This window comes from Nocardia sp. CA-084685 (genome assembly GCF_050955785.1).
Lineage (GTDB): Bacteria > Actinomycetota > Actinomycetes > Mycobacteriales > Mycobacteriaceae > Nocardia.
In genome coordinates, this window is the sequence record NZ_CP192094.1 from 1,333,737 (window position 1) to 1,355,490 (window position 21,754).

General features: G+C 65.5%; 19 protein-coding genes and 1 pseudogene. 15 read left to right on the top strand and 5 right to left on the bottom strand.

Going from position 1 to position 21,754, the window contains the following annotated elements; all coding sequences use genetic code 11:
- Nucleotides 1-22: 22 nt before the first annotated feature.
- Nucleotides 23-148 (top strand): annotated as a pseudogene (locus ACQP2U_RS05850) (deoxyribonuclease); the annotation flags it as partial.
- A 3-nt stretch (nucleotides 149-151) separates the two neighbouring features.
- On the opposite strand, the gene ACQP2U_RS05855 reads toward ACQP2U_RS05850, so the two are convergent.
- Nucleotides 152-958, bottom strand: coding sequence for a sulfurtransferase (locus ACQP2U_RS05855; protein ID WP_433716378.1), 807 nt, complete (start codon nucleotides 956-958; stop codon nucleotides 152-154).
- Between the two features lie 265 nt (nucleotides 959-1,223).
- Between ACQP2U_RS05855 and ACQP2U_RS05860 the strand changes: the two genes are divergently transcribed.
- From ACQP2U_RS05860 to ACQP2U_RS05885, 6 genes are read left to right on the top strand one after another with little or no spacing between them, the layout of a single operon-like run.
- Nucleotides 1,224-2,441, top strand: coding sequence for a benzoate/H(+) symporter BenE family transporter (locus tag ACQP2U_RS05860; protein WP_433713739.1), 1,218 nt, complete (start codon nucleotides 1,224-1,226; stop codon nucleotides 2,439-2,441).
- A 34-nt stretch (nucleotides 2,442-2,475) separates the two neighbouring features.
- Nucleotides 2,476-2,883, top strand: coding sequence for a DUF3224 domain-containing protein (locus ACQP2U_RS05865; protein WP_433713740.1), 408 nt, complete (start codon nucleotides 2,476-2,478; stop codon nucleotides 2,881-2,883).
- Between the two features lie 56 nt (nucleotides 2,884-2,939).
- A complete protein-coding gene (locus ACQP2U_RS05870) occupies nucleotides 2,940-5,753 on the top strand; it encodes a DEAD/DEAH box helicase (protein ID WP_433713741.1) in 2,814 nt (937 codons plus the stop codon).
- Nucleotides 5,750-6,517, top strand: coding sequence for an SWIM zinc finger family protein (locus ACQP2U_RS05875; protein WP_433713742.1), 768 nt, complete (start codon nucleotides 5,750-5,752; stop codon nucleotides 6,515-6,517). Before ACQP2U_RS05870 ends, ACQP2U_RS05875 begins: the two co-directional genes overlap by 4 nt.
- Nucleotide 6,518: 1 nt before the next feature.
- Nucleotides 6,519-6,713: a hypothetical protein gene (locus ACQP2U_RS05880; protein ID WP_433713743.1), complete on the top strand. Its 195-nt coding sequence runs from the start codon at nucleotides 6,519-6,521 to the stop codon at nucleotides 6,711-6,713.
- Nucleotides 6,710-7,471, top strand: a complete 762-nt coding sequence (locus ACQP2U_RS05885; RefSeq protein ID WP_433713744.1) for a helical backbone metal receptor — start codon at nucleotides 6,710-6,712, stop codon at nucleotides 7,469-7,471. The genes ACQP2U_RS05880 and ACQP2U_RS05885 overlap by 4 nt, the downstream gene beginning before the upstream one ends.
- 124 nt (nucleotides 7,472-7,595) lie before the next feature.
- Here ACQP2U_RS05885 and ACQP2U_RS05890 read toward each other — a convergent pair whose 3' ends face one another.
- Together ACQP2U_RS05890 and ACQP2U_RS05895 are read right to left on the bottom strand one after the other, a co-directional pair.
- A complete protein-coding gene (locus ACQP2U_RS05890; RefSeq protein ID WP_433713745.1) occupies nucleotides 7,596-8,678 on the bottom strand; it encodes an amidohydrolase family protein in 1,083 nt (360 codons plus the stop codon).
- A 63-nt stretch (nucleotides 8,679-8,741) separates the two neighbouring features.
- Nucleotides 8,742-9,371, bottom strand: a complete 630-nt coding sequence (locus tag ACQP2U_RS05895; RefSeq protein WP_433713746.1) for a TetR/AcrR family transcriptional regulator — start codon at nucleotides 9,369-9,371, stop codon at nucleotides 8,742-8,744.
- A gap of 101 nt (nucleotides 9,372-9,472) precedes the next feature.
- Here ACQP2U_RS05895 and ACQP2U_RS05900 point away from each other — a divergent pair, with 101 nt between their 5' ends.
- Entirely contained in the window at nucleotides 9,473-9,874 is a 402-nt protein-coding gene (locus ACQP2U_RS05900) for a Dabb family protein (protein WP_433713747.1), read from the top strand.
- 14 nt (nucleotides 9,875-9,888) lie between these two features.
- On the opposite strand, the gene icmF is transcribed toward ACQP2U_RS05900, so the two are convergent.
- The gene (gene icmF / locus ACQP2U_RS05905; RefSeq protein ID WP_433713748.1) at nucleotides 9,889-13,107 is read right to left on the bottom strand and encodes a fused isobutyryl-CoA mutase/GTPase IcmF; all 3,219 of its coding nucleotides are present in this window, start codon (nucleotides 13,105-13,107) and stop codon (nucleotides 9,889-9,891) included.
- A gap of 345 nt (nucleotides 13,108-13,452) precedes the next feature.
- On the opposite strand from icmF, the gene ACQP2U_RS05910 reads away from it, so the two are divergent.
- The 7 genes from ACQP2U_RS05910 (at nucleotide 13,453) to ACQP2U_RS05940 (ending at nucleotide 20,422) form a co-directional block, all read left to right on the top strand.
- Nucleotides 13,453-13,596: a hypothetical protein gene (locus ACQP2U_RS05910; protein WP_433713749.1), complete on the top strand. Its 144-nt coding sequence runs from the start codon at nucleotides 13,453-13,455 to the stop codon at nucleotides 13,594-13,596.
- 235 nt (nucleotides 13,597-13,831) lie between these two features.
- Entirely contained in the window at nucleotides 13,832-14,785 is a 954-nt protein-coding gene (locus ACQP2U_RS05915) for a DUF2157 domain-containing protein (protein WP_433713750.1), read from the top strand.
- A gap of 173 nt (nucleotides 14,786-14,958) precedes the next feature.
- Nucleotides 14,959-16,458: a CoA-acylating methylmalonate-semialdehyde dehydrogenase gene (locus tag ACQP2U_RS05920; protein ID WP_433716379.1), complete on the top strand. Its 1,500-nt coding sequence runs from the start codon at nucleotides 14,959-14,961 to the stop codon at nucleotides 16,456-16,458.
- 28 nt (nucleotides 16,459-16,486) lie between these two features.
- On the top strand, nucleotides 16,487-17,626 hold the full coding sequence (locus ACQP2U_RS05925; RefSeq protein WP_433713751.1) for an acyl-CoA dehydrogenase family protein: 1,140 nt from the start codon (nucleotides 16,487-16,489) through the stop codon (nucleotides 17,624-17,626).
- Nucleotides 17,623-18,699, top strand: coding sequence for an enoyl-CoA hydratase/isomerase family protein (locus ACQP2U_RS05930; RefSeq protein ID WP_433713752.1), 1,077 nt, complete (start codon nucleotides 17,623-17,625; stop codon nucleotides 18,697-18,699). Before ACQP2U_RS05925 ends, ACQP2U_RS05930 begins: the two co-directional genes overlap by 4 nt.
- Nucleotides 18,696-19,592, top strand: coding sequence for a 3-hydroxyisobutyrate dehydrogenase (mmsB, locus tag ACQP2U_RS05935; protein ID WP_433713753.1), 897 nt, complete (start codon nucleotides 18,696-18,698; stop codon nucleotides 19,590-19,592). Before ACQP2U_RS05930 ends, mmsB begins: the two co-directional genes overlap by 4 nt.
- 2 nt (nucleotides 19,593-19,594) lie before the next feature.
- Entirely contained in the window at nucleotides 19,595-20,422 is an 828-nt protein-coding gene (locus tag ACQP2U_RS05940; protein ID WP_433713754.1) for an enoyl-CoA hydratase, read from the top strand.
- A 207-nt stretch (nucleotides 20,423-20,629) separates the two neighbouring features.
- Here the strand turns inward: ACQP2U_RS05940 and ACQP2U_RS05945 are convergent, their stop codons facing one another.
- Entirely contained in the window at nucleotides 20,630-21,697 is a 1,068-nt protein-coding gene (locus ACQP2U_RS05945; RefSeq protein ID WP_433713755.1) for an Hsp70 family protein, read from the bottom strand.
- Nucleotides 21,698-21,754: the final 57 nt, after the last annotated feature.

The window sequence follows — 21,754 nt, forward strand, 5'->3', positions numbered from 1 at the left end:
CACCCAGGTCTGACAGTCCGACCCGCCCGCTCGCGCGAACCATTGCTTCTATGCGGGCAAATACCTCACGGTCGCGGTCCAGTACGACCTACCGGTCACCGCCGCTGACAAGGCCGTGCTCAACGACATCGCCCATTCCTGCCCGTAGCGTCTACGCCCCGGTGGCGACCGGGCGTTTCGGATCGTTCGACCACTGCGACCACGAGCCCGGGTACAGGGCCGCTTCGATGCCCGCGGCGGCGAGTGCGGCGACCTGGTGGGCTGCGGTCACACCGGATCCGCAATAGACCGCCACCGGCCCGGACCCGAATGCGGCGAAGCGGTCTCGCAGGGTGTCCACGCTGTGGAAACGGCCGTCGGCGTCGAGGTTCTCCGCGGTGGGTGCGCTGATCGCGCCCGGGATGTGGCCCGCCTGCGGATCGACGGGCTCCACCTCGCCGCGGTAGCGCTCGCCCGCGCGTGCGTCGAGCAGGACGCCGGCCCATTTGGCGACCGCGTCCGCATCGACGACGGGCAGCTGCCCCGGATTCACCTCGATGTCGCCGAGTTCGGGATCGGCCTCCGCCCCGGCGGCGATCGCACCACCCGAACTCGTCCATGCGGGCAGGCCGCCGTCGAGAATCCGCACGTCAGCGATCCCGGCCCAGCGCAGCAGCCACCACGCCCTTGCCGCCGCCATGCCGCCCGTCGCGTCATAGACGACCACCGGATCGCCGGTCCGCAGACCCCAGCTGCGCGCGCACTTCTCGAGCTGCGCGGGATCGGGCAGCGGGTGCCGCCCGCGCTCGGGGGATGGTGGTGCGGCCAGTTCGGTCTCCAGATCGACGAAGACCGCGCCCGGAATATGTCCGTCCAGATAGTGCTGCGGGCCCTCCGGATCACCGAGCGCCCATCGCACATCGAGTAGATGAACCCGCTTGTCCGCCAATACTTCCCGAAGTTCGTCCGCCGAGATCAGTACCGCGCTCAACAAAGCTCTGTTCCGCCTCTCCGAATATTCAGGCCATACTGGTAAGAGCCACTATGCCTGGGTGCGGGTGCTACGTCATGTGCCGCACCAGTATTGGGCGTACCCGGTGCGGTAGCCATGTACTCATGGCACCTCCGCGTTCGAATTCGGACGCGGGTTCAGCGCTTCACCCTAGCCGGATGCCGCGCAATTCAGTCCAGTTTCCATCGACTGGCTCTGACAACTGGACTGATGACCGGGGAGGATTCCAGAAATGTCCAGGCTTTCCCTGTCGCTCGCCGATACCCCGACATCGGTCCACCCCGAGGCGCGGCTCGCGCAGCCGGTCGGGGCCGGGGTAGTCACCGCACTCGTCGGCTTCACCAGCTCATTCGCGGTGGTGCTGAGCGGTTTGACGGCGGTCGGGGCCACCTCGGCACAGGCTGCGTCGGGACTGCTCGCGCTCTGCCTCACCCAGTCCGTCGGGATGATGCTGCTCAGCTATCGGTATCGATTGCCGATCACACTGGCCTGGTCGACACCGGGTGCGGCATTACTCGCCAGCACCGGCGCGGTCGCCGGTGGCTGGGCGGCGGCTGTCGGGGCGTTCGCGATCACCGGTGTGCTGATCGTGATCACCGGACTGTGGCAGCGGCTCGGCAATCTCGTTGCCGCGATCCCGGTGGAGATCGCGCAGGCCATGCTCGCCGGTGTGCTGCTGCCGCTGTGTCTCGCGCCGGTGAAGGCCGTGCAGGCCAGTCCGGCGGTGGTGGTGCCGGTGATCGTGGTGTGGCTGGTGCTGCAGCGATTCGCCAAGCGCTGGGCGGTGATCGCGGCCTTCGTGACCGCGGCGATCGGGGCGGGGCTCAGTATCGCGCTACAGCACAAGCATCTCGACTTCGCGGCGATGCGGCCATCGCTCGAACTGACTGTGCCGCAGTGGACTTGGCAGGCGATGATCGGTATCGCCGTTCCGCTCTACATCGTCACCATGGCATCCCAGAACATTCCGGGCACCGCCGTGATGAAGTCCTTTGATTACCAAATCCCTTGGCGCGCCGCGATGTCCGTCACCGGCATCGGGACCGTCCTCGGTGCACCGGCAGGTGGGCACGCCATCAATCTGGCCGCGATCAGTGCCGCGCTCTCGGCCGCGCCCGCCGCGCACCCGGATCCGAAGCGCCGCTGGATCGCGGCCTTCACCACGGGTGTCTGCTATCTGATGCTGGCCCTGGGATCGGCGGCGCTGGTCACGTTGATCGCCACCGCGCCGAAGGGCACGCTGGAAACCGTTGCGGGCCTGGCCCTGCTGGCGACTCTCGCGGCCGCTCTCGCCGGTGCCCTGAAATCCGAACAGCACCGCGAGGCGGGCGTTGTCACCTTCCTGATCGCCGCGTCCGGCGTCGGGTTCCTCGGCATCGGTGCGGCCTTCTGGGCACTGGTCGTCGGTCTTGTCGTGCGCAAGGTCCTCGCCTACCGCCAAGACTCATGAGAGGTTGTCGGTACCCGTCATTACGCTGCGGCGCATGAAAGCAATCGGCACGTTCTCCGTCGCTTCCTTTACCCCGACCGATGTCGTGCCGGATCCGGCCGTCATCACCGCGCTGCCGGTCGGCATCGCGCAGATCGAGAAGGAGTTCGCGGGCGAGATCACCGGACGGTCCGCGACCCTGTTCACCTCCGCGTTCGATCAGGCGACGGGTGCGGGGACGTATGTCGCGATGGAGTCCTTCGAGGGCGCACTGCACGATCGCGCGGGCAGCTTCAACTTCGCGCATTCGGCGACCACACTCGGCACCGACCGCACTGCCGAGTTCTTCACCATCGTGGCGACCAGCGGCACCGGCGCGCTGGCTGGTATCACCGGCACCGGTGGTCTCACCGTTGACACCGACGGTGTGCACCACATCTGGTTCGATTACGAACTCGACTGAGCAGCGGGGCGAGGATGGCCGCGGCGCCTGTCGGACCCGCCTGATTGGATGGGGTGATGCTGCACGGTCTGTGGTCGCCGGGATCGGGCTTGCTGCTCTGGCAGGAGGCCCCGGTCGCGCTACCCGAACCGTTGGGTGCGGTGCTGGCGGCGTCGAAGTTCCGGCATCGGGCAGAGGTGCTGGCCAGCGGAGCGCAGGGAGCGACCGAGCAGGTCAGGGCGCATGCCATGGTGCCCGCGGCGGCCGCGGTCGCGCTGCGCCAGCGGCTGCCGGTCGATACGGTTTCGGGGGATCTGCGGTTTCTCGCGCATGTGGCGCACGGTGTCGAGCGATGGGTGCGGGCTGGGCGGGTGGTGCCCGAGCTGCGCCGCGACGACGGGCAGTGGTGGGTGCGCTGGCGATTGGTCGGCGGCGAGCGGCAGCGCGCCTGGCTGGCGGAGTTGGCGGTGGCGATGCCGCCCGCACTGCGCGTCGCGGGGAAGCCGGGGATGCTGCTCGAGGATATGGTCGCCGAACTCACCGACCCGATCGTCCGGGAGCTGCTGGATCGGTCGCCTTCGACGCATCCACTGGTGGCCGCGCTCGTCGATGACGTTGCCTTGGATGGCGGCAGCCATCAGCTGGCGCAGGTGCTGGAACGCTGGCGGGCGAGTCTGACCGGGGACGAGCCCGAGTTGGTACTGCGGTTGCTGGAGCCGGAGGGCGATATCGCGCTCGGTGCGGCCGATCCCGATCCCGATGCCGATGACGCGGTGGCGCTGTGGCGACTGCAGGTCTGCCTGCGCGCCGCGGGTGAAGCGCCGAATCCGGTTCCGCTGCTCGGTGATCCGGTGCTGGTGCGGACCGCGATCGAGAAGCTGGGCGAGGCGGCGCGGGCCTATCCGCGCCTGCGCGATCTGCCGAGCGATCCGCAGTCGATGGACCTGCTGTTGCCGACCGAGGTGGTCGCGGATCTGGTCGAACACGGCGCCCATGCGCTGCAGGCGGCAGGTGTGCGGCTGTTGCTGCCGCGGGCGTGGAATATCAGCGCTCCGACCATGCGGCTACGTGTGGAGAGCGCCGTCCCCGCTGCCGAGAGCACCGTCGGTATGCGCGGACTCGTCTCCTACCGATGGGAACTCGCGCTCGGCGATACCGTGCTGACCAAGGCCGAGATGGAACGGTTGGTCCGCTCGAAATCGGATCTGGTGCAGCTGCGCGGCGAATGGGTGCAGGCCGATCACAAGATGTTGGCTGCCGCCGCGCGCTATGTCGCCGCCCATCTCGACGACACCGAGATCACCTTCGCCGATCTGGTTGGTGAACTCGTCACCGGCCATGTCGAGAAGGTCCCGATTACCGAGGTCAGCGCAACCGGCTGGGCCGCAGACCTTTTGGACCAGACCCGCGAACCCGTACCGGTGAGTGCGCCGGTCGGCCTGAAGGCGCAGTTGCGGCCGTATCAGGAGCGCGGGTTGGCGTGGCTGGCCACCATGAGCCGCTACGGCATCGGTGGAATCCTGGCCGATGACATGGGTCTGGGAAAGACCGTGCAGGTCTTGGCCCTGCTCGTGCACGAGCGCCAGGGGACCGATGCAACCGCACCGACACTACTTGTGAGCCCGATGTCGGTAGTCGGCAACTGGCAGCGTGAGGCGCAGCGATTCGCCCCTGATCTGCGGGTAATGGTGCATCACGGCGTCGGGCGCAAGTCCGGCGCGGAACTGGACGAGGCCGTCGCGGACGCGGATCTGGTGATCACCACCTATTCGCTCTTGGCAAGGGACGCTGCCGAATTGGCGCGACAGCAGTGGGACCGGGTGGTGCTCGACGAAGCGCAGCACATCAAGAACGCGGGAACCCGACAGGCGAAGGCGGCTCGGGCATTACCTGCCCGACACCGGTTGGCGCTCACTGGAACTCCGGTGGAGAACCGGCTCGAAGAATTGCGCTCGCTTCTGGACTTCACGATGCCGAAGGTGCTCGGTAGCGCGAAGACTTTCCGTGCCCGGTTCGCCGTGCCGATCGAACGCGATCGAGACGAGAACGCCATCAGTCGACTGCGCACCGTCACCCAGCCGTTCGTGCTGCGCCGGGTGAAAACCGATCCCGCCGTCATCAGTGATCTGCCGGAGAAACTGGAGATGACGGTGCGCGCCAACCTGACCGTGGAGCAGGCGGCGCTGTACCAGGCGGTCGTCGATGACATGATGGCCAAGCTGAAGGATGCGAAGGGGATGGCGCGCAAGGGGGCGGTATTGGGCGCGCTGACCCGGCTAAAACAAGTCTGCAACCATCCCGCGCATTTTCTCGGTGACGCCTCGGGTGTGCTGCACCGCGGCAGCCACCGCTCCGGCAAGCTCGCCCTGGTGGAGGACGTGCTCGATGCGGTGCTCGCGGATGGGGAGAAGGCTTTGCTGTTCACCCAGTTCCGCGAATTCGGCGAGCTCATCGCGCCCTATTTGATCGAGCGCTTCGGTACGGCGATCCCGTTTCTGCACGGTGGAGTGCCGAAGAAGCAACGCGACAGCATGGTCGAGCGATTCCAGGAACCTGCTGGTCCGCCGCTGATGTTGTTATCGCTGAAGGCCGGTGGCACCGGCTTGAACCTCACCGCCGCCAACCATGTTGTGCACCTGGATCGTTGGTGGAATCCGGCCGTCGAGAACCAGGCCACCGACCGAGCCTTCCGGATCGGTCAGCAGCGCAATGTGCAGGTACGCAAACTGATCTGCGTCGACACCATCGAGGAGAAGATCGACGAAATGATCAGCGGCAAACGCCAACTCGCAGATCTGGCCATCGGTGCGGGCGAGAACTGGATCACCGAATTGAGTACGGACGAACTGCATCGGCTCTTCGCCCTCGGCGCGGAGGCGGTGGGCGATTGAGTCCCTTCGAGGACTACAGCAAGTACGGCAAGCGTCGACCGGTGCGTGGCGGGGTCGAAGCACGCAGCCGCCGCGGCGGATTCGGACGTACCTGGTGGGGCAAGGCCCTGATCGAGGCGGTCGAGCAGATGGCCGAACCCGGTCGACTCGCGCGCGGGCGCACCTATGCCAGGGCCGGACAGGTCGTGAACTATCGGATCGAACCCGGTGCGGTCACCGCGGAAGTGCAAGGGAGTCAGCCGCGCCCGTTCACCTCGGTATTCGCCATCCGACAGCTGCGCGACGAGGAACTGGAACTGCTCATCGAGACCATACGGACAACGCCGGGCGTACTGGCCGAAATCGCCTCCGGCGCCCTGCCGACGAGCCTCGGCGAGCATCTGCTCCCGACAACGGCCGCCGATCTCGACTTCTCCTGCACCTGCCCGGATCCCGGTTGGCCGTGCAAACATGTGGCCGCGGTCTGCTACCTGCTCGCCGAACGTCTGGACGAGCGCCCTCGCGAAATCCTCACCCTGCGCGGCCTCGATCTGGACACCCTCATCGTCGGCATCGAACGCGACACCGCGCCAACGGTTTCCGACGATCCCTATGGCGACCGCACCCGACTGCCCGACCTCCCGAAGCTCGAATTCCGCCCCGCCATCGATGATCTGGATCCGACCCTGCTACGCCGGGCACTGCGCATGATCGCCGAGGACGAACCGACGGCCGCGGCCGGGCTGCGCGATCTCCGCGCACTCTACGAAGCCATGGATCGCTGACATGTCCGGCTACAAATCCGCGTTGCTCGCCCACGTCGAGGAGATGCGTACCACGCGGTGCCTGCGCGAGATCGAGGCCGCCGACCTCGATCCGCGCGGTCGACTCGACCTGCTCATCGATTCGGTGCTCGCGGACGATGGTCCCGCCAGCATCGAGGTGGCCGTGCGGGCCAGGGCGCTGGACGATCTGTCATGATCGACGATCTGGGTGCGGTCGTCCGCATTGACCGCCCGGTGCGTCGGGTGGTGTCGCTGGTTCCGTCGCTGACCGAGGCCGTCGCGGTCAGTCGCCCCGAAGTCCTTGTCGCGGCGACGGATTGGTGCACGCATCCCGCTGACCTCGACGTCGAGCGGGTTCGGGGCACCAAGAATCCGAATGCGCGCCGGATCATCGAGCTCGCGCCGGATCTGGTGCTGTGCAATCAGGAAGAGAATCGCCGCATCGATGTGGAGCGACTGCGGGACGCGGGCATCCCGGTGTGGGTCACCAGAATCGAAACGCTGGACGCGAGTTTCGCCTCGCTGCGCCGACTTTTCACCGAAGCACTGGACGGGTCGGTGCCGGACTGGCTCATCGAGGCCGAAACTTCCTGGGCGGTGCCGCCGTCCGGGACGCCGCGCAATTCAGTCATCCCCATCTGGCGCAATCCCTGGATGGTGGTCGGCCACAACACCTTCACCGGGGACCTGGCAGCGCACCTCGGCCTGCGACTCGTGCACGCCGAGCGGGGGGAGCGCTATCCGCACGTCTCCGCGGACGAGCTGACCCGCGATGTCGAACTGGTCCTGCTTCCCGACGAGCCATACGTATTCACCAGATCCGATGGACCCGAAGCCTTTCCGGGCCTGGCTGTGGCCTTGGTCGAAGGCCGCAGCCTCACCTGGTACGGTCCATCGCTGGCCACCGCCCGCGCGGTCCTGACCCGCCAAATCGCGGATTCATTCGTCGCCTGATCTCGCTGTGCAGCGAATCCGGTCGTTGGCGGGGTCGAAATGCCCGGACTCGACGCCGTCGAGCGCCTCTGCGTACTTTGTGATGGCTATCCGATCGTTTGCCGTCCGCTCGAGCCGCATCGCATCAGGATTCGATTCGGTAGGTCCGCTGGGCATTGGTTCGGAAGATCTTTTCGAGCTCGTCGTGGCCGCCGCCGTGGTTGTTGATCGCGGCGGCGATTACCTCGGCGCTGTCGGCGATAGTCGTAATCGGTTTATCCACTGGGAAATTGGACCCCCACAGCAGCCGGTCCGCGCCGAAGACATCGTAGGCGTGGGTGATGAGCGGGCTGATCCGGTCCAACAGCACCGGAACCGGTGTCGGCGTGCCACGCGGTGGTACCTGGTGGCCGAGGATCGGCATCATCAGGCCGCTGACCTTCGCAACCACATTGGGCTTTTCGGCGAGTGCGGTGAGATCGTCGCGCCATCGGATGAATAGTTCCCGGCGCAGACTCGGATTCGTTCCGGTGCGTTTGCCGACCGGACCGAAAATCCCTGCGGGTGTGGCGAGATGGTCGAGCACTATCGGGACTTCGGGATAGCGTTCGGCAAGCGCCGTCACATCGGGGAGCGCGTGTGAATACACCCAGGCCTCGAAAGACAGCCCACGCTCGGCCAGTGCCGCGAAGCCGTCGAGGAATTCTTTGGTGGCGAGCGCGCCCTCGTGCGAGGCATAGGGCCGGACATCCGAATCCGGATGGTGTGCCACATGCGCACGAATGCCGCGCAGCAATGTCGATGCGGCCCTATGGGCATCGAGCAGCAGCGCGAAATCCGGTGCCGCCGGGTCGGCGCTGCCGATGATTGCGCCGAGGGCAGGATTGTCGCCGCCGAATGGCAGCCCGGCTACCCACTTCGTCTCATCAGCCCTGGCCAGCGTCCCTTTTCCGGTCCACCCGACCTCGATATGCACGATCGATTCGACGGGCACGCCGTCAGCATCCGCGCGGTAATTCGCGGGCAGATACGGATTCGCATAGGCGGTCGGATCTCCGACGAACTCCCGATCCCGGCGCGGCGCCACCCGCTTGGCCCCATCGATCGGAATGGGCAGCATCCGGAGCAACTTCGCCGTCCGGCTGAATTCGCGCGGCGTGCGGAACGGGTCCCATTGATGAATATGGCTATCGATAACGCGGATATCCGAGAGATCCATGTCCGCCATCCCAATAAGCTGAAGACCCTGACCTCGCGATTGTCACACGCGCGTAGTCGGGTGCGTTCCGGATCAGCGGGAACCGTAAGCGGACAGGAACGTCCGCACCGCCGCATCGGCGATATCGCGTTGCTCGGCCTCGCTCACCTCGCGGGTGCCGAGCCGGGACCGCGCCTCCAGTGGCGCGGTGAGCAGCGCGAGTAGTTGTTCGGCGGCCTGCGCCGGGTCTTTGGTCTGCAGCCGACCCGAGAGAGCGAGTCGCGCGAGTCGATCGGCCAGCGCCTCGGCAATGCGCCGCGAGGTGCGCTCCAGCACGGTGTCGGCCAGGTCCGGAAAGGCGGTGAGCTGCGCATAGGTCAGCGCGCGTAGCGAACGGGCGCGCTCGCTGGAGCATTCGGCGAGCAATGCGCGTGCCGTCGCGGTGAGGGCGGCCGACAGATCCTCGCCCGGCTCGCGCAGGCTGTCGACGATCGCGAGGGTTTCGGTGGCCACGGCGTCGGCGGCGGCCAGCACGGCGTGTCGGAAGAGGCTCTGCTTGTCATTGAGATGGTTGTAGACCGTCGGCTTGGCGACGCCCGCCTCATCCGCGATCTCCTGCACGCACGCCTTGTCGTAGCCGCGTCGCGCGAAGACGGTGAATGCGACGTCCAGGATCGCCTGCCGCTTATCGATGCGGCCGCGCTCCGTCGTTGTACCCGTCACCCCTGCATATTAGCGCCAAGTGAACTCGAGGGTTCACTCTTGTGTATCTACCAGTCAGTTAACTAGATTGAACTAGCTGGTTCAAAACGAGGAGGTATCCCATGATCGTTCATATGTTGCGCTTCGGCTTCCGCGAAGAGACCACCGATGCGCAGAAGGCCGAGGTGCTCGCGCTGATGAAGCGCACCGCGTCGGTCGAATCGGTGTCCTTCGCAACCGTCGGCCAGAATCTCGGCGACGTGAGCGAAGGGTTCACCCACGCCTATTGCGTCGGCATCGAGGATCTGGACGCGATGGAGCGCTATATGCACGATCCGGTCCACCTGGCCGGTGATCCGCAGATCGTCCCGCACTTCCAGAAAATCGCGATCGGACCGGACATATCCGATGAACCGGATCCGGAGTTGCGCGACAAAATCATGGCACTGCACAACGCCAAGCTGGCGAAGTACCCGGAGTGGGCACGTCAGATGGAGACGATTCCGGAGGTGCGAATCTTCTGACAGCCCAACCTATTTCACACGTTGCGGCGGTACTGTCCGCCGACCGTGAAGAAGGTGTCGGTGATCTGTTGCAGGGTGCAGACCCGGGCGGCGTCCATCAGCACCTCGAAGATGTTGTCGTCGGTGCGGGCAACAGTGTCCAGACGGGCGAGGGCGGTATGTGCCGCATCGCGATGGTCGTTCTGGAATTGCCGCACGCGCCGCAGCTGTGACTGCTTCTCCGCTTCGGTGCCGCGAGCCAATTCGATGACCCGGTGCGGTTCACCGTGTGGATTGCGGAAGGTATTGACGCCGATGATCGGCAGCGAACCATCGTGTTTGCGGTGCTCGTACCGCATCGATTCGTCTTGGATCTTCCCCCGCTGGTAGCCGGTCTCCATGGCTCCGAGGACTCCGCCGCGCTCGCTGATGCGATCGAATTCGGCGAGCACGGCCTCCTCGACGAGATCGGTGAGCTCATCGATGAGAAAGCTGCCCTGGAGCGGGTTTTCATTCATCGCGACGCCCCACTCGCGATTGATGATGAGCTGAATGGCCAGTGCGCGGCGCACCGATTCCTCGGTGGGGGTGGTCACTGCTTCGTCATAGGCATTGGTGTGCAGGCTATTGCAGTTGTCGTAGATGGCGATGAGTGCCTGCAGGGTGGTGCGAATGTCGTTGAAGCTCATCTCCTGTGCGTGCAGTGATCGGCCCGAGGTCTGGACGTGGTACTTCAACTTCTGCGAGCGTTCGTTGGCGCCGTAGCGATCTCGCATGGCAATGGCCCAGATGCGCCGCGCCACCCGGCCGATCACCGAATATTCCGGATCCATTCCATTGGAGAAGAAGAACGACAGATTCGGCGCGAAGTCGTCGATGTGCATGCCGCGCGCGAGATATGCCTCGACATAGGTGAATCCGTTGGCCAGGGTGAAGGCCAGTTGGCTGATCGGGTTCGCCCCGGCCTCGGCGATGTGATAGCCGGAGATCGAGACCGAGTAGAAGTTGCGAACACCGTTGCGCACGAACCATTCCTGGATATCGGCCATCATGCGCAGGCTGAATTCGGTGGAGAAGATGCAGGTGTTCTGGCCCTGGTCCTCCTTGAGGATGTCGGCCTGTACGGTGCCGCGCACCGTCGCCAGGGTGCGCGCCTTGATTTCCGCGGTCTCCTCGGCGGTGGGTTCGCGGCCCTCGGCGGCCGAGAAGCGTTCCAGCGCTCGGTCGATGGCGGTATTCAGGAAGTAGGCCAGGATGGTGGGGGCCGGGCCGTTGATGGTCATCGATACCGAGGTGGTCGGCGCGGTCAGGTCGAAGCCGTCGTAGAGCGCCTTCATATCGTCGAGCGAGGCGATCGAGACGCCGGAGGTGCCGACCTTGCCGTAGATGTCCGGGCGTTCGGCGGGATCGTGACCATAGAGCGTCACCGAATCGAAGGCCGTGGAAAGTCGTGTCGCCTCGGCATGTTCGCTGAGTACCTTGAAGCGCCGGTTCGTCCGGAACGGATCACCCTCACCGGCGAACATCCGCGCCGGGTCCTCGTTATCGCGCTTGAACGCGAAGACGCCCGCGGTGAACGGGAACCGTCCGGGCAGATTCTCCGAACGCAGGAACCGAAGCAGCTCACCGTGATCGGTGAAGCGTGGCAGCGCAACGCGCGGAATGGAGTTGCCGGACAGCGTCTCCCGGCGCAGCGGGGTACGGATCTCGCGATCACGAACCCGAACCACCTGCTCGTCTCCCCGATAGGATTCGGCCAGTTCGGACCAACCCGCGAGCAGTTCGGCATTGTCGGTATGCAGTGCTTCGCGGGCCTTCTCGGCGAGCTCGGCCACCGCGATGTCATCGGGCAGCTCGGCCGCCACCTGCTCGAGCCGCTGCACACGTTGCGCCGCAAGGATTTGCGCGGCCGTATCGGCGTGGTAATCACGGACCGTATCGGCGATCTCGGCGAGATAGCGCACCCGGGCGGGCGAGATGATCTGGGCGAACCTGGTGGAGGATCGGGTATCCACCTTCGGAAGTACGCCGGGCTCCAGTTGCAGACCGCGCTCGGCGAGTAGTCCGGTGAGGTGCTGGTAGAGGGCGGTCACCCCATCATCGTTGAAAGTGGCTGCGCTGGTACCGAATACCGGCATTTCCTCGGGCGTCTTGCTGAATTCCTCGCGATTGCGAATCAACTGGCGCGAGACATCACGCAGCGCGTCCTCGGCGCCGCGACGCTCGAACTTATTGATTGCCACCACATCCGCGAAATCCAGCATGTCGATCTTCTCCAGCTGGGAGGCAGCGCCGAATTCCGGTGTCATCACATACATCGACACGTCGACGTGGTCGGTGATCGCGGCATCGCCCTGGCCGATGCCGGGGGTTTCCAGAATCACCAGGTCGTATCCCGCCGCCTTGCAGGCGTTCACGATGGCGTCGATATTCTGCGGCAGTTCGTGGCCACCGCGGGTGGCAAGGGAGCGGAAGAAGATGTGATCGCCGTCGAGGGCATTCATCCGGATGCGGTCGCCGAGCAGTGCACCGCCGCCGCGTCGCCGGGTCGGATCCACCGCGAGAATCGCCACGCGCAACTTGTCCTGCTGATCGGAGCGCAGCCGACGCACCAATTCATCGGTGAGCGAGGACTTTCCGGAACCGCCGGTGCCGGTGATGCCGAGCACCGGCACCGTACGCGCGGCAGCTGCCGAAGCCAGGGTCTGCCGATCGGGCTCCGACACTGTGTCCTGCTGCAGGCAGGTAATCGCGCGGGCGAGTGCGGCCCGCTCGCCGGCCAGTACCGCGTCCAGCACCGGCGGCTCGACGGCGAGATCGAAATCGCAGGTGCGGATCAGTTGATTGATCATGCCCGGCAGGCCGAGTCGCTGACCGTCCTCGGGGGAGAAGATGGTCACCCCGGACTCGGCCAGGCGCGCGATCTCCTCGGGAACGATCACCCCGCCGCCACCGCCGAAGATCCGGACATGGTCGGCACCGGCCTTCTTCAGCGCGTCGGCGAGATATTCGAAGTACTCGACATGTCCGCCCTGATACGAACTCACCGCGACGCCCTGGGCGTCCTCGGTGAGCACCGCGTCCACGACCTCGCTGACGGCGCGATTGTGCCCGAGGTGAATGACCTCGGCGCCCTGCGCCTGCAGGATCCGCCGCATGATGTTGATCGCGGCATCGTGCCCGTCGAATAGCGCGGCCGAGGTCACGAATCGGACGGGATGAATGGGCGTGTGGATCGCGGTGCTGTCGGCCACGGGGGTCCTCCGGGGGAGATCCTGTTTGGCGCCCAATACTAGGACGTCAAACTAATCTTACGGTGGCGGCAGTCACAGCGCCAGGTGAAACCGGTTTCGGTAATGGCCAGCTGATTCCACTCACCGTGACCGCAACCCGCGACATCCACCCCCGACTCGAGTTCCGATGGAGGCAACTGCCGAGTAGTGAACCTTTCCGCTGGCAGAACCTGATCTTCGCGGGGATCGGCATCCCGCGGCCGGGTAGGGATCCCGCAAACCGCACGAATGCGATGGGTGGTGAGTCGACATGAACCCGCAGGCTGTCCGACAGTGGTGCACCGCAGGTGTCGATCGGATCTCGCGGTGGTCGAACTCAGTGCTGGGTTCTGGACGGCGGTCGAAGCGCCGACGGTCGCGACCGGGATGCGCGATGCGGTGATGGTCGCGGCTGTCACCGAATTCGGTTCGCCGAGTAGTCCGAATAGGGCAGGCGGTCGCTGGCCGTGAAGGCGCGCGACGATCATCGCGGCCGTATTCGCGACGTTTGACCGTGCTATCGGGCTACTGCGACGGTGATACCGCGAAGTCAGCCGGGACCCGGTGCAGCTTTTCGGATGGCTCCGGGTGGTGCGATTCAGGTCGCCTCACTCGCACACCCTGGCTCGGTGGTGGATCTCGGCTCGCAGCGCTGAGTCGCCGTGGAGCAGTCAACGATTGCTGCGGCACCGGCCATACTCGATGTATGGGGATCCGAGATCGGTCGGGGGCGGCCTTAGGGCGGCTGGTCGACGAAGGTGTACTGACCGAAGCGCAGCGCGATGCGGTCGTGCGGGCGCTGGTGGCGGAGAAGACGAAGCCCGATTCTCCGGGCAAGTTGCTCGCCGAGATCGCAGCGTACATCGGCGCGGGGTTGATGCTCGGTGCCCTCGTTTTGTTGGTCGCCTCGTCCTGGAACGACCTGCAGCGGGCCGGACGCGTCCTCATCTTCGGGCTGGTATCGCTCGGCCTTGCCCTCGGCGCGATCGCGCTCGCTGGCGGTGTCAGCGCACTGTTCGCGCGTACGGCGCTCCCGCATAGTTCTCGCGTGCGGCTCGCGACCGTGCTCTTCGCGCTCACATCCGGAGCGGCTGCCGTGACGGTCGGTTCGGCCATTGATGCCGACAACACCTGGGTCTACGCCTGCGTCGCGGGCTTGGTGGTGGCCGCACTCGGCTATTCGGCGCTGCCGTCGATAATCGGCCTCTTCGCCGTCGCCGGGTACAGCGTTGTCCTGGTCCCGGGGGTACTCGACGAGGTGTTCGGGGTCGAAGAAGTCTGGGTCGGCCTCGGGTTGCTCGCGCTCGGCGCGGTCTGGTTCGCGCTCACCAGGTTGGGCGCGTTCGTCGAGACCTGGGCGGGCTATCTCGTCGCGCTCCTCGTCTCGGCGGCGGGCATAGTGACCGTCGATGTCGACAGGCGAGAAGGCTTCGTACTGGCTGTGGCGGTGGCTCTCGTTTGCTTCGTACTGCACGCCACACAGCGCTCGGCGGTGCTCATGATCGGCGGTGCCGCGATGATCGCGCTGGCTGTGGGCTTGGCGGTCGCGCATTGGTTCGATGGCGCGGTCGGTGCCATGGTCGCGATCCTGCTCATCGGCACAGTGGTCCTCGCCCTCGGCGCTTGGCTGCTCGCCCGCTCATCGAAGTCCTCCGCCTAACCGACTGAGCGAGTCCGCTCGTCGGGGAGATCCCCTGACGCCGCCGATCGCTCGATAGTTGCCGGTGGGATGAATCACAGTCTGTCCGCGCGCCTGTATTTACTTGGACTTCCAACTATAGGATGACCGTAAATCGCGCACTGCGCGGCGTCCACTACGAGAACAGGACTGGCATGGTTCGCGAACTCACTCATTACATCGGCGGCCAGCGCGTCGCCGGGGCCTCGGGCAACTTCGCCGATGTCTTCGACCCGAATACCGGCCAGGTGCAGGCACGGGTGCCGCTGGCGAGTAAGGCCGAGGTCGATGCGGTCATCGCGAATGCGGCCGAGGCCCAGCAGGTGTGGGCCGCGTTCAACCCGCAGAAGCGGGCCCGGGTGCTGATGAAGTTCCTGACGCTCGTGCAGGACGAGATGGATTCCCTCGCGGCGCTGCTCTCCGCCGAACACGGCAAGACCATCCCCGATGCCAAGGGTGATATCCAGCGCGGCATCGAGGTCATCGAATTCGCCGCGGGGATCCCGCATCTGCTCAAGGGCGAGTACACCGAGAGCGCGGGCACCGGCATCGACGTCTACTCCATGCGTCAGCCGCTCGGAGTGGTCGCGGGCATTACCCCGTTCAACTTCCCGGCCATGATCCCGCTGTGGAAGGCGGGTCCGGCTTTGGCTTGTGGAAATGCCTTCGTGCTCAAGCCATCCGAGCGCGATCCTTCGGTGCCGCTGCGCTTGGCCGAGTTGTTCCTGGAAGCAGGTTTGCCCGCGGGTGTCTTCAACGTGGTCAACGGCGATAAGGAAGCCGTTGATGCGATCCTGCATTCGCCGACCGTAAAGGCCGTCGGCTTTGTCGGTTCGACTCCGATCGCGCAGTACATCTACGAGACCGCGACCGCGAATGGTAAACGCGCACAGTGCTTCGGCGGCGCCAAGAACCACGCGATCGTCATGCCGGACGCCGACCTCGACGATGTCGCCGACCAGCTCATCGGCGCGGGCTACGGCTCGGCGGGTGAGCGCTGTATGGCCATCTCGGTCGCTGTCCCGGTGGGGCAGGAGACCGCAGATCGCCTGCGCGAGAAGCTGATCGAGCGGATCGCCAAGTTGAATGTCGGACGCTCCGATGATGCCGGTGCCGATTTTGGCCCGCTGGTGACCAAGGATGCCCTCAGCCGGGTCGAGAACTACGTCCAGCTCGGCGTCGATGAGGGGGCCGAGCTGGTGATCGACGGCCGCGGGCTCGCGGTCGACGGCGGTGCGGGCGGGTACTTCACCGGTGCGACGCTTTTCGACAATGTCACGCGGGAAATGCGGATCTACACCGAAGAGATCTTCGGCCCGGTGCTGTCGATCGTGCGGGCCGAGGATTACGACGAAGCGCTCGCGCTGCCCAACGAGCACGAATACGGCAACGGCGTCGCGATCTTCACCCGCGACGGCGATACCGCTCGGGATTTCGCCGCCCGGGTGCAGGTCGGCATGGTCGGCATCAATGTGCCGATCCCGGTGCCGATCGCGTACCACACCTTCGGCGGTTGGAAGCGTTCCGGATTCGGCGATCTGAACCAGCACGGTCCGGATTCCATTCGTTTCTACACCAAGACCAAGACCGTCACCCAGCGCTGGCCTTCCGGGCTCAAGGACAGCAACCACTTCGTCATTCCGACGATGGACTGAACAACCCACGGACGGGAGGTCGACGATCGTGTTCGCACTGAATGACGACGAGCGCGCCATTTCCGAAATGGCGCGTGACTTCGCCGACGAATACCTCGCCCCGAACGCCCTGGAATGGGATGAGCAGAAGCACTTTCCAGTGGATGTCCTGCGCAAGGCGGGTTCGCTCGGCATGGGTGGTATCTACATCGGCGAGGATGTCGGCGGCTCGGGACTGCGCAGGCTCGATGCTGTGCGCATCTTCGAACAACTGGCCACCGGCTGTCCGGCCATCGCGGCGTATATCTCCATCCACAACATGGTTTCGTGGATGATCGACAACTACGGCAATGCCGAGCAGCGCAACCGCTGGCTGCCCCGGCTGACCTCGATGGAATGGCTCGGCAGCTATGCGCTCACCGAGCCGGGCGTCGGATCGGATGCGGCGGCATTGAGCACCAAGGCCGTTCGTGATGGTGACGATTACCTGCTCAGCGGGGTGAAGCAATTCATCTCCGGTGCGGGCAGCACGGATGTGTACGTCATCATGGCGCGCACCGGCGATACGGGCGCGCGCGGGATTTCCGCATTCATCGTTCCGGCCGATACCCCGGGAATTTCCTTCGGCGCCAACGAGAAGAAGATGGGTTGGAATGCCCAGCCCACTCGTCAGGTGATGCTGGACGATGTCCGGGTGCCCGCCGCCGATATGCTCGGCATAGAGGGCAATGGTTTCCGCATCGCCATGAACGGGCTCAATGGCGGTCGACTCAATATCGCGGCCTGCTCACTGGGCGGCGGTCAGGCAGCGCTCGAAAAATCCGTCGCGTACCTGGCCCAGCGCAAGGCATTCAACAGCCGACTGCTGGACAACCCGGCATTGCAATTCCAGCTCGCGGATATGCGCACGTCGCTGGAGGCGGCGCGGACCCTGCTGTGGCGGGCCGCGGCCGCGCTGGATGCGGATGCCGATGACAAGGTCGAATTATGCGCCATGGCAAAGCGATTCACGACCGACGCCGGATTCGAAGTCGCGAATAAGGCGCTGCAGATGCACGGCGGTTACGGCTACCTGGCCGAATACGGCGTGGAGAAGATCGTCCGCGATCTGCGGGTGCACCAGATTCTGGAGGGCACCAATGAAATCATGCGGGTGGTCGTCGCCCGCTCGGTGGTAGGAGCAGCATGACCGAATCCGAAGTTCTCATCGATAAGCGCGACGGACTCGGTCTGATCACGCTGAACCGGCCCAAGGCCATCAATGCGCTGAATCATCCGATGGCGCTGGCCATCTCCGCCGCACTGCAGGTATGGGCGGATGACGACGAGGTGCGCACCGTCGTCGTCACCGGCGCGGGAGAGCGCGGGCTGTGCGCGGGCGGCGATATCGTCGCCATCCACCGCGACGCAGCCGCCTTGAATGATCACCGCGCCGGTGCCGCCAACGCGGATTCGGCCACCGGCCTTTTCTGGCGCGACGAGTACATCCTCAATGCCATGATCGGCCGCTATCCGAAGCCGTATGTGGTGGTTATGGACGGCATCGTGATGGGAGGCGGCGTCGGGCTCTCCGGACACGGCAGCCACCGCATCGCCACCGAGCGCTCCAAGATCGGCATGCCGGAGGTCGGCATCGGCTTCGTTCCGGACGTCGGCGGCACCTATCTGCTCGCCCGCACGCCGGGCGAAATCGGCACGCACGTCGCACTGACCACCGCGCGGATGAGCGCCGGTGACGCCATCGCCGCGGGTTTCGCCGATTACTACGTGGCCTCGGAACATATTCCGGCACTGCTGGAAACGCTGCGGACCGAGACCGTCGATATCGCCATCGCCAAATTCGCGACGGACGCACCGGAATCCGATCTGGTGGCCAAGCAGGACTGGATCGATGCCTGCTACAGCGCCGATACCGTCGAGGAGATCGTCGATCGGCTGCGGACGCACGGTTCGCCGGAGGCCGCCAAGGCCGCGACCGAACTGCTCGCGAAATCACCTGTGGCATTGAAGGTGACGTTGCGTTCGTTGCGTGCCGCCCGTGCCGCGGCGAGTCTCGAGGCGGTGCTGAACGAGGAGTACCGGGTGTCCATCGCCGCGTTGGCCTCGCACGATCTGGTCGAAGGCATCCGCGCGCAGGTAATCGATAAGGACCGCAACCCGCAGTGGTCACCCGCGACGCTCGCCGATGTCACCGCGGAACAGGTCGACGCGTACTTCGCCGGATTGGGCGATAGGGAACTGGGTTTGGAGGCAGGCAAGTGACGAAGAAGATCGGTTTCCTCGGCCTCGGCCATATGGGCGGTCCAATGGCCGCCAACTTGGTCAAGGCCGGATATGACGTGCTCGCCTTCGATCCGGTTCCCGCCGCGCAGGAGCAGGCACGTAAAGACGGTGCCACCGTCGCTGATTCGGCCGCCGCGGCCGCCGCGGGCCGTGATGTCGTGATCACCATGCTGCCCAATGGCAAGCTCGTCCTCGACGTCTACGCCGATCTACTCCCCGCCGCGAGTCCGGACACGCTGTTCATCGACTGCTCCACCATCGATGTCGCCGACGCCAAGGCGGCAGCCGCCCGCGCGGTCGATGCGGGCCACCGCGCACTGGACGCGCCGGTCTCCGGTGGAGTCGCCGGTGCCGCCGCGGGCACGCTGACCTTCATGGTCGGCGGCACCGAGGCCGACTTCGCCGATGCACTCGACATGCTCGAGGTAATGGGCGGCAAGGTTGTGCACTGCGGCGGCTCCGGTGTCGGCCAAGCCGCGAAGATCTGCAACAACATGCTGCTCGGCATTTCGATGATCGGCCTGTCCGAGGCCTTGGTGCTCGGCGAGAAGCTGGGCCTGAGCCACCAGTCGTTCTTCGATGTGGTTTCGACCGCATCCGGCCAGAGTTGGGCGCTGACCAGCTACTGTCCGGTCCCCGGACCCGTGCCGACCAGCCCGGCCAACAACAACTATCAGCCCGGTTTCGCCACCGCATTGATGACGAAGGATCTGGGTCTGGCCGCGAATGCCCTGCGCGATAACGACGTCGACGGCCGACTCGGCTTGCTCGCCGCCGAGATCTATACCCGGTTCAACCAGTCGCAGGGCAGTAAGGACTTCTCGGCTATCGTCACCGATATCCGTGACCGTTCCGATCAAGAGGGTGCCTGAAGATGGATGCATCGCGAAGCGATTCCGTGGGGGATGGTGGTCGGGCGACGGGAGGGCCCGACTTCGAGACGATTCTGCTGGAGCGCAAGGGCCGGGTCGGCTGGATCACGCTGAACCGCCCGAAGGCGCTGAACGCGCTGAACGCGCAGGTTCTCGACGATGTCATTGCCGCGCTCGACGAACTCGAGCACGATGACGCGATCGGCGCCATTGTCATCACCGGTTCGGAGCGGGCCTTCGCGGCCGGCGCCGATATCAAGGAGATGCAGCCCAAGTCGTACATGGACATGTTCATGAACGACTACTTCGCCCGCTGGGATCGGCTGGCGCAGTTCCGCAAACCCACCATTGCCGCCGTCGCCGGTTACGCCCTCGGCGGTGGCTGTGAGCTTGCCATGATCTGCGACATCCTGCTCGCCGCCGACAATGCGAAATTCGGTCAGCCCGAGATCAAGCTCGGCGTCATTCCGGGCATCGGCGGTTCGCAGCGCCTGACCCGGGCCATCGGCAAGGCCAAGGCCATGGATCTGGTGCTCACCGGCCGCAATATGGATGCCGAGGAGGCCGAGCGCGCCGGTCTCGTGTCCCGGATCGTGCCCGCCGCCGAACTGCTCGACACCGCACTCGAGGTCGCCGAAACCATCGCCTCGATGTCGCTGCCGGTCACCATGATCGCCAAGGAGGCCGTGGACCGCTCCTTCGAAACCACCCTCGCCGAGGGCCTGCGTTTCGAACGCCGAGTCTTCCACTCGCTCTTCGCGATCGACGATCAGAAGGAAGGTATGAGCGCCTTCGTCGAGAAGCGCCCGGCCAAGTTCACCAACCGCTGAGACGCGAATTACCCACCCGCCGACTCCGTCGGCTGCCATCCCCTGTGCCCGGCCGAGATTCGGCCGGGCACGGTCGTTTCGGCTGATATCAACGCCGTCGGTGAACCCTTGACCGCCGCAACAACATTTCTGGATATGCGTGACTGTCAGCGGCCGTCGAGCAGCGAGCAGGACGTGGTCGCGGCCGACAGGGCATGCGCAACCGGTTCAGTTGAAGGACTTCGCTGGGATACCCGCGACCTCGACGGGAGTCGGAGCGTTGACGCCATCCGGCGGCGCAGCGGCGGTGTGGTCCATGGCGAGCAGTCCGGCGATGGTCGCACCTAATCCGACCGTGACCGCAATGGCGGCAATGAGTTTGCGGCGACCGGGGGTGGTCGGCACCAGTGAACCGGTCAGTGCTCCGCTGCGTAAGCGCGCCATGCGCACATCGCCGGTCGGGCGTTCCGCTGCGAGCAATACCGCGCCGCGGGCCGAAACATATTCGGGCTCGGAATCGTAGATGACCGGCAGTTCGATCATTTGGGAAAGCTCTTCGCGGATATCGGGGTTGCGCGTGCAGCCGCCGAGCAGGACCAGTGCCTCCGGTTGGACGCCGGTTACCTCGATGAGTTGCCGGATGAACGAGGCGGAGTGGTGGATGCCCGCGGCGCACAGTTCGGCGAGGTCGCTGCGGGTGACCACGGCGCGCCCGCCGGAGCCGGTGTCCGTCGCGGTGATCACCCGGGCGCTGCTGAGTTCTTCGCGGTGCCTACGGCTGGTCGGTTTGTCGGTGAATACGCCGCCGCGTGCCAATTGCCAGCGCAGCAGTGCGTCGTAGCCGTCGCCGCCGAGGACCGTGCTGCGCTTGCTGGACAGGATGGTGTCGGTGCGGCAGTCGGCGTGGGTGATGGTCAGGCCCGAGCTGCCTAGGTCGTAGAGGATGACCGAGCCGGCGGTAGGCAGGCGGCCGGTGAAGCGCAGGTAGCGCAGCTGGGCCAGCGGTTCGTCGACGATGGTTAGCCGGGTACGGCCAGCGCTGGTGCGGATGGCGTCGGCGTGCAGCGGACAGCGACAGGTAACGGCGGTTCCGGTTATCAGCTCGTCGCGCCGGTCGGCGGCGGCGCGCATCTGGCGGATCGCCTCGAAGACCGGTTCCTCGACCCCACCGCCCGCCCGACGTGGCACCTGGCATCGATCGATCGGGGGGAGATGTGGCTGATCGGAATGCGTCAGCATCGCGCGGGCACCGCCAGCGCCCGCCGAAACCCCCAAGACCAGCACCATGGAATCCATGGTGGACCCTTTCGCCTCCGGTGCCAAGACAACGGGGCGGGGAATTCGCTAGTTGGA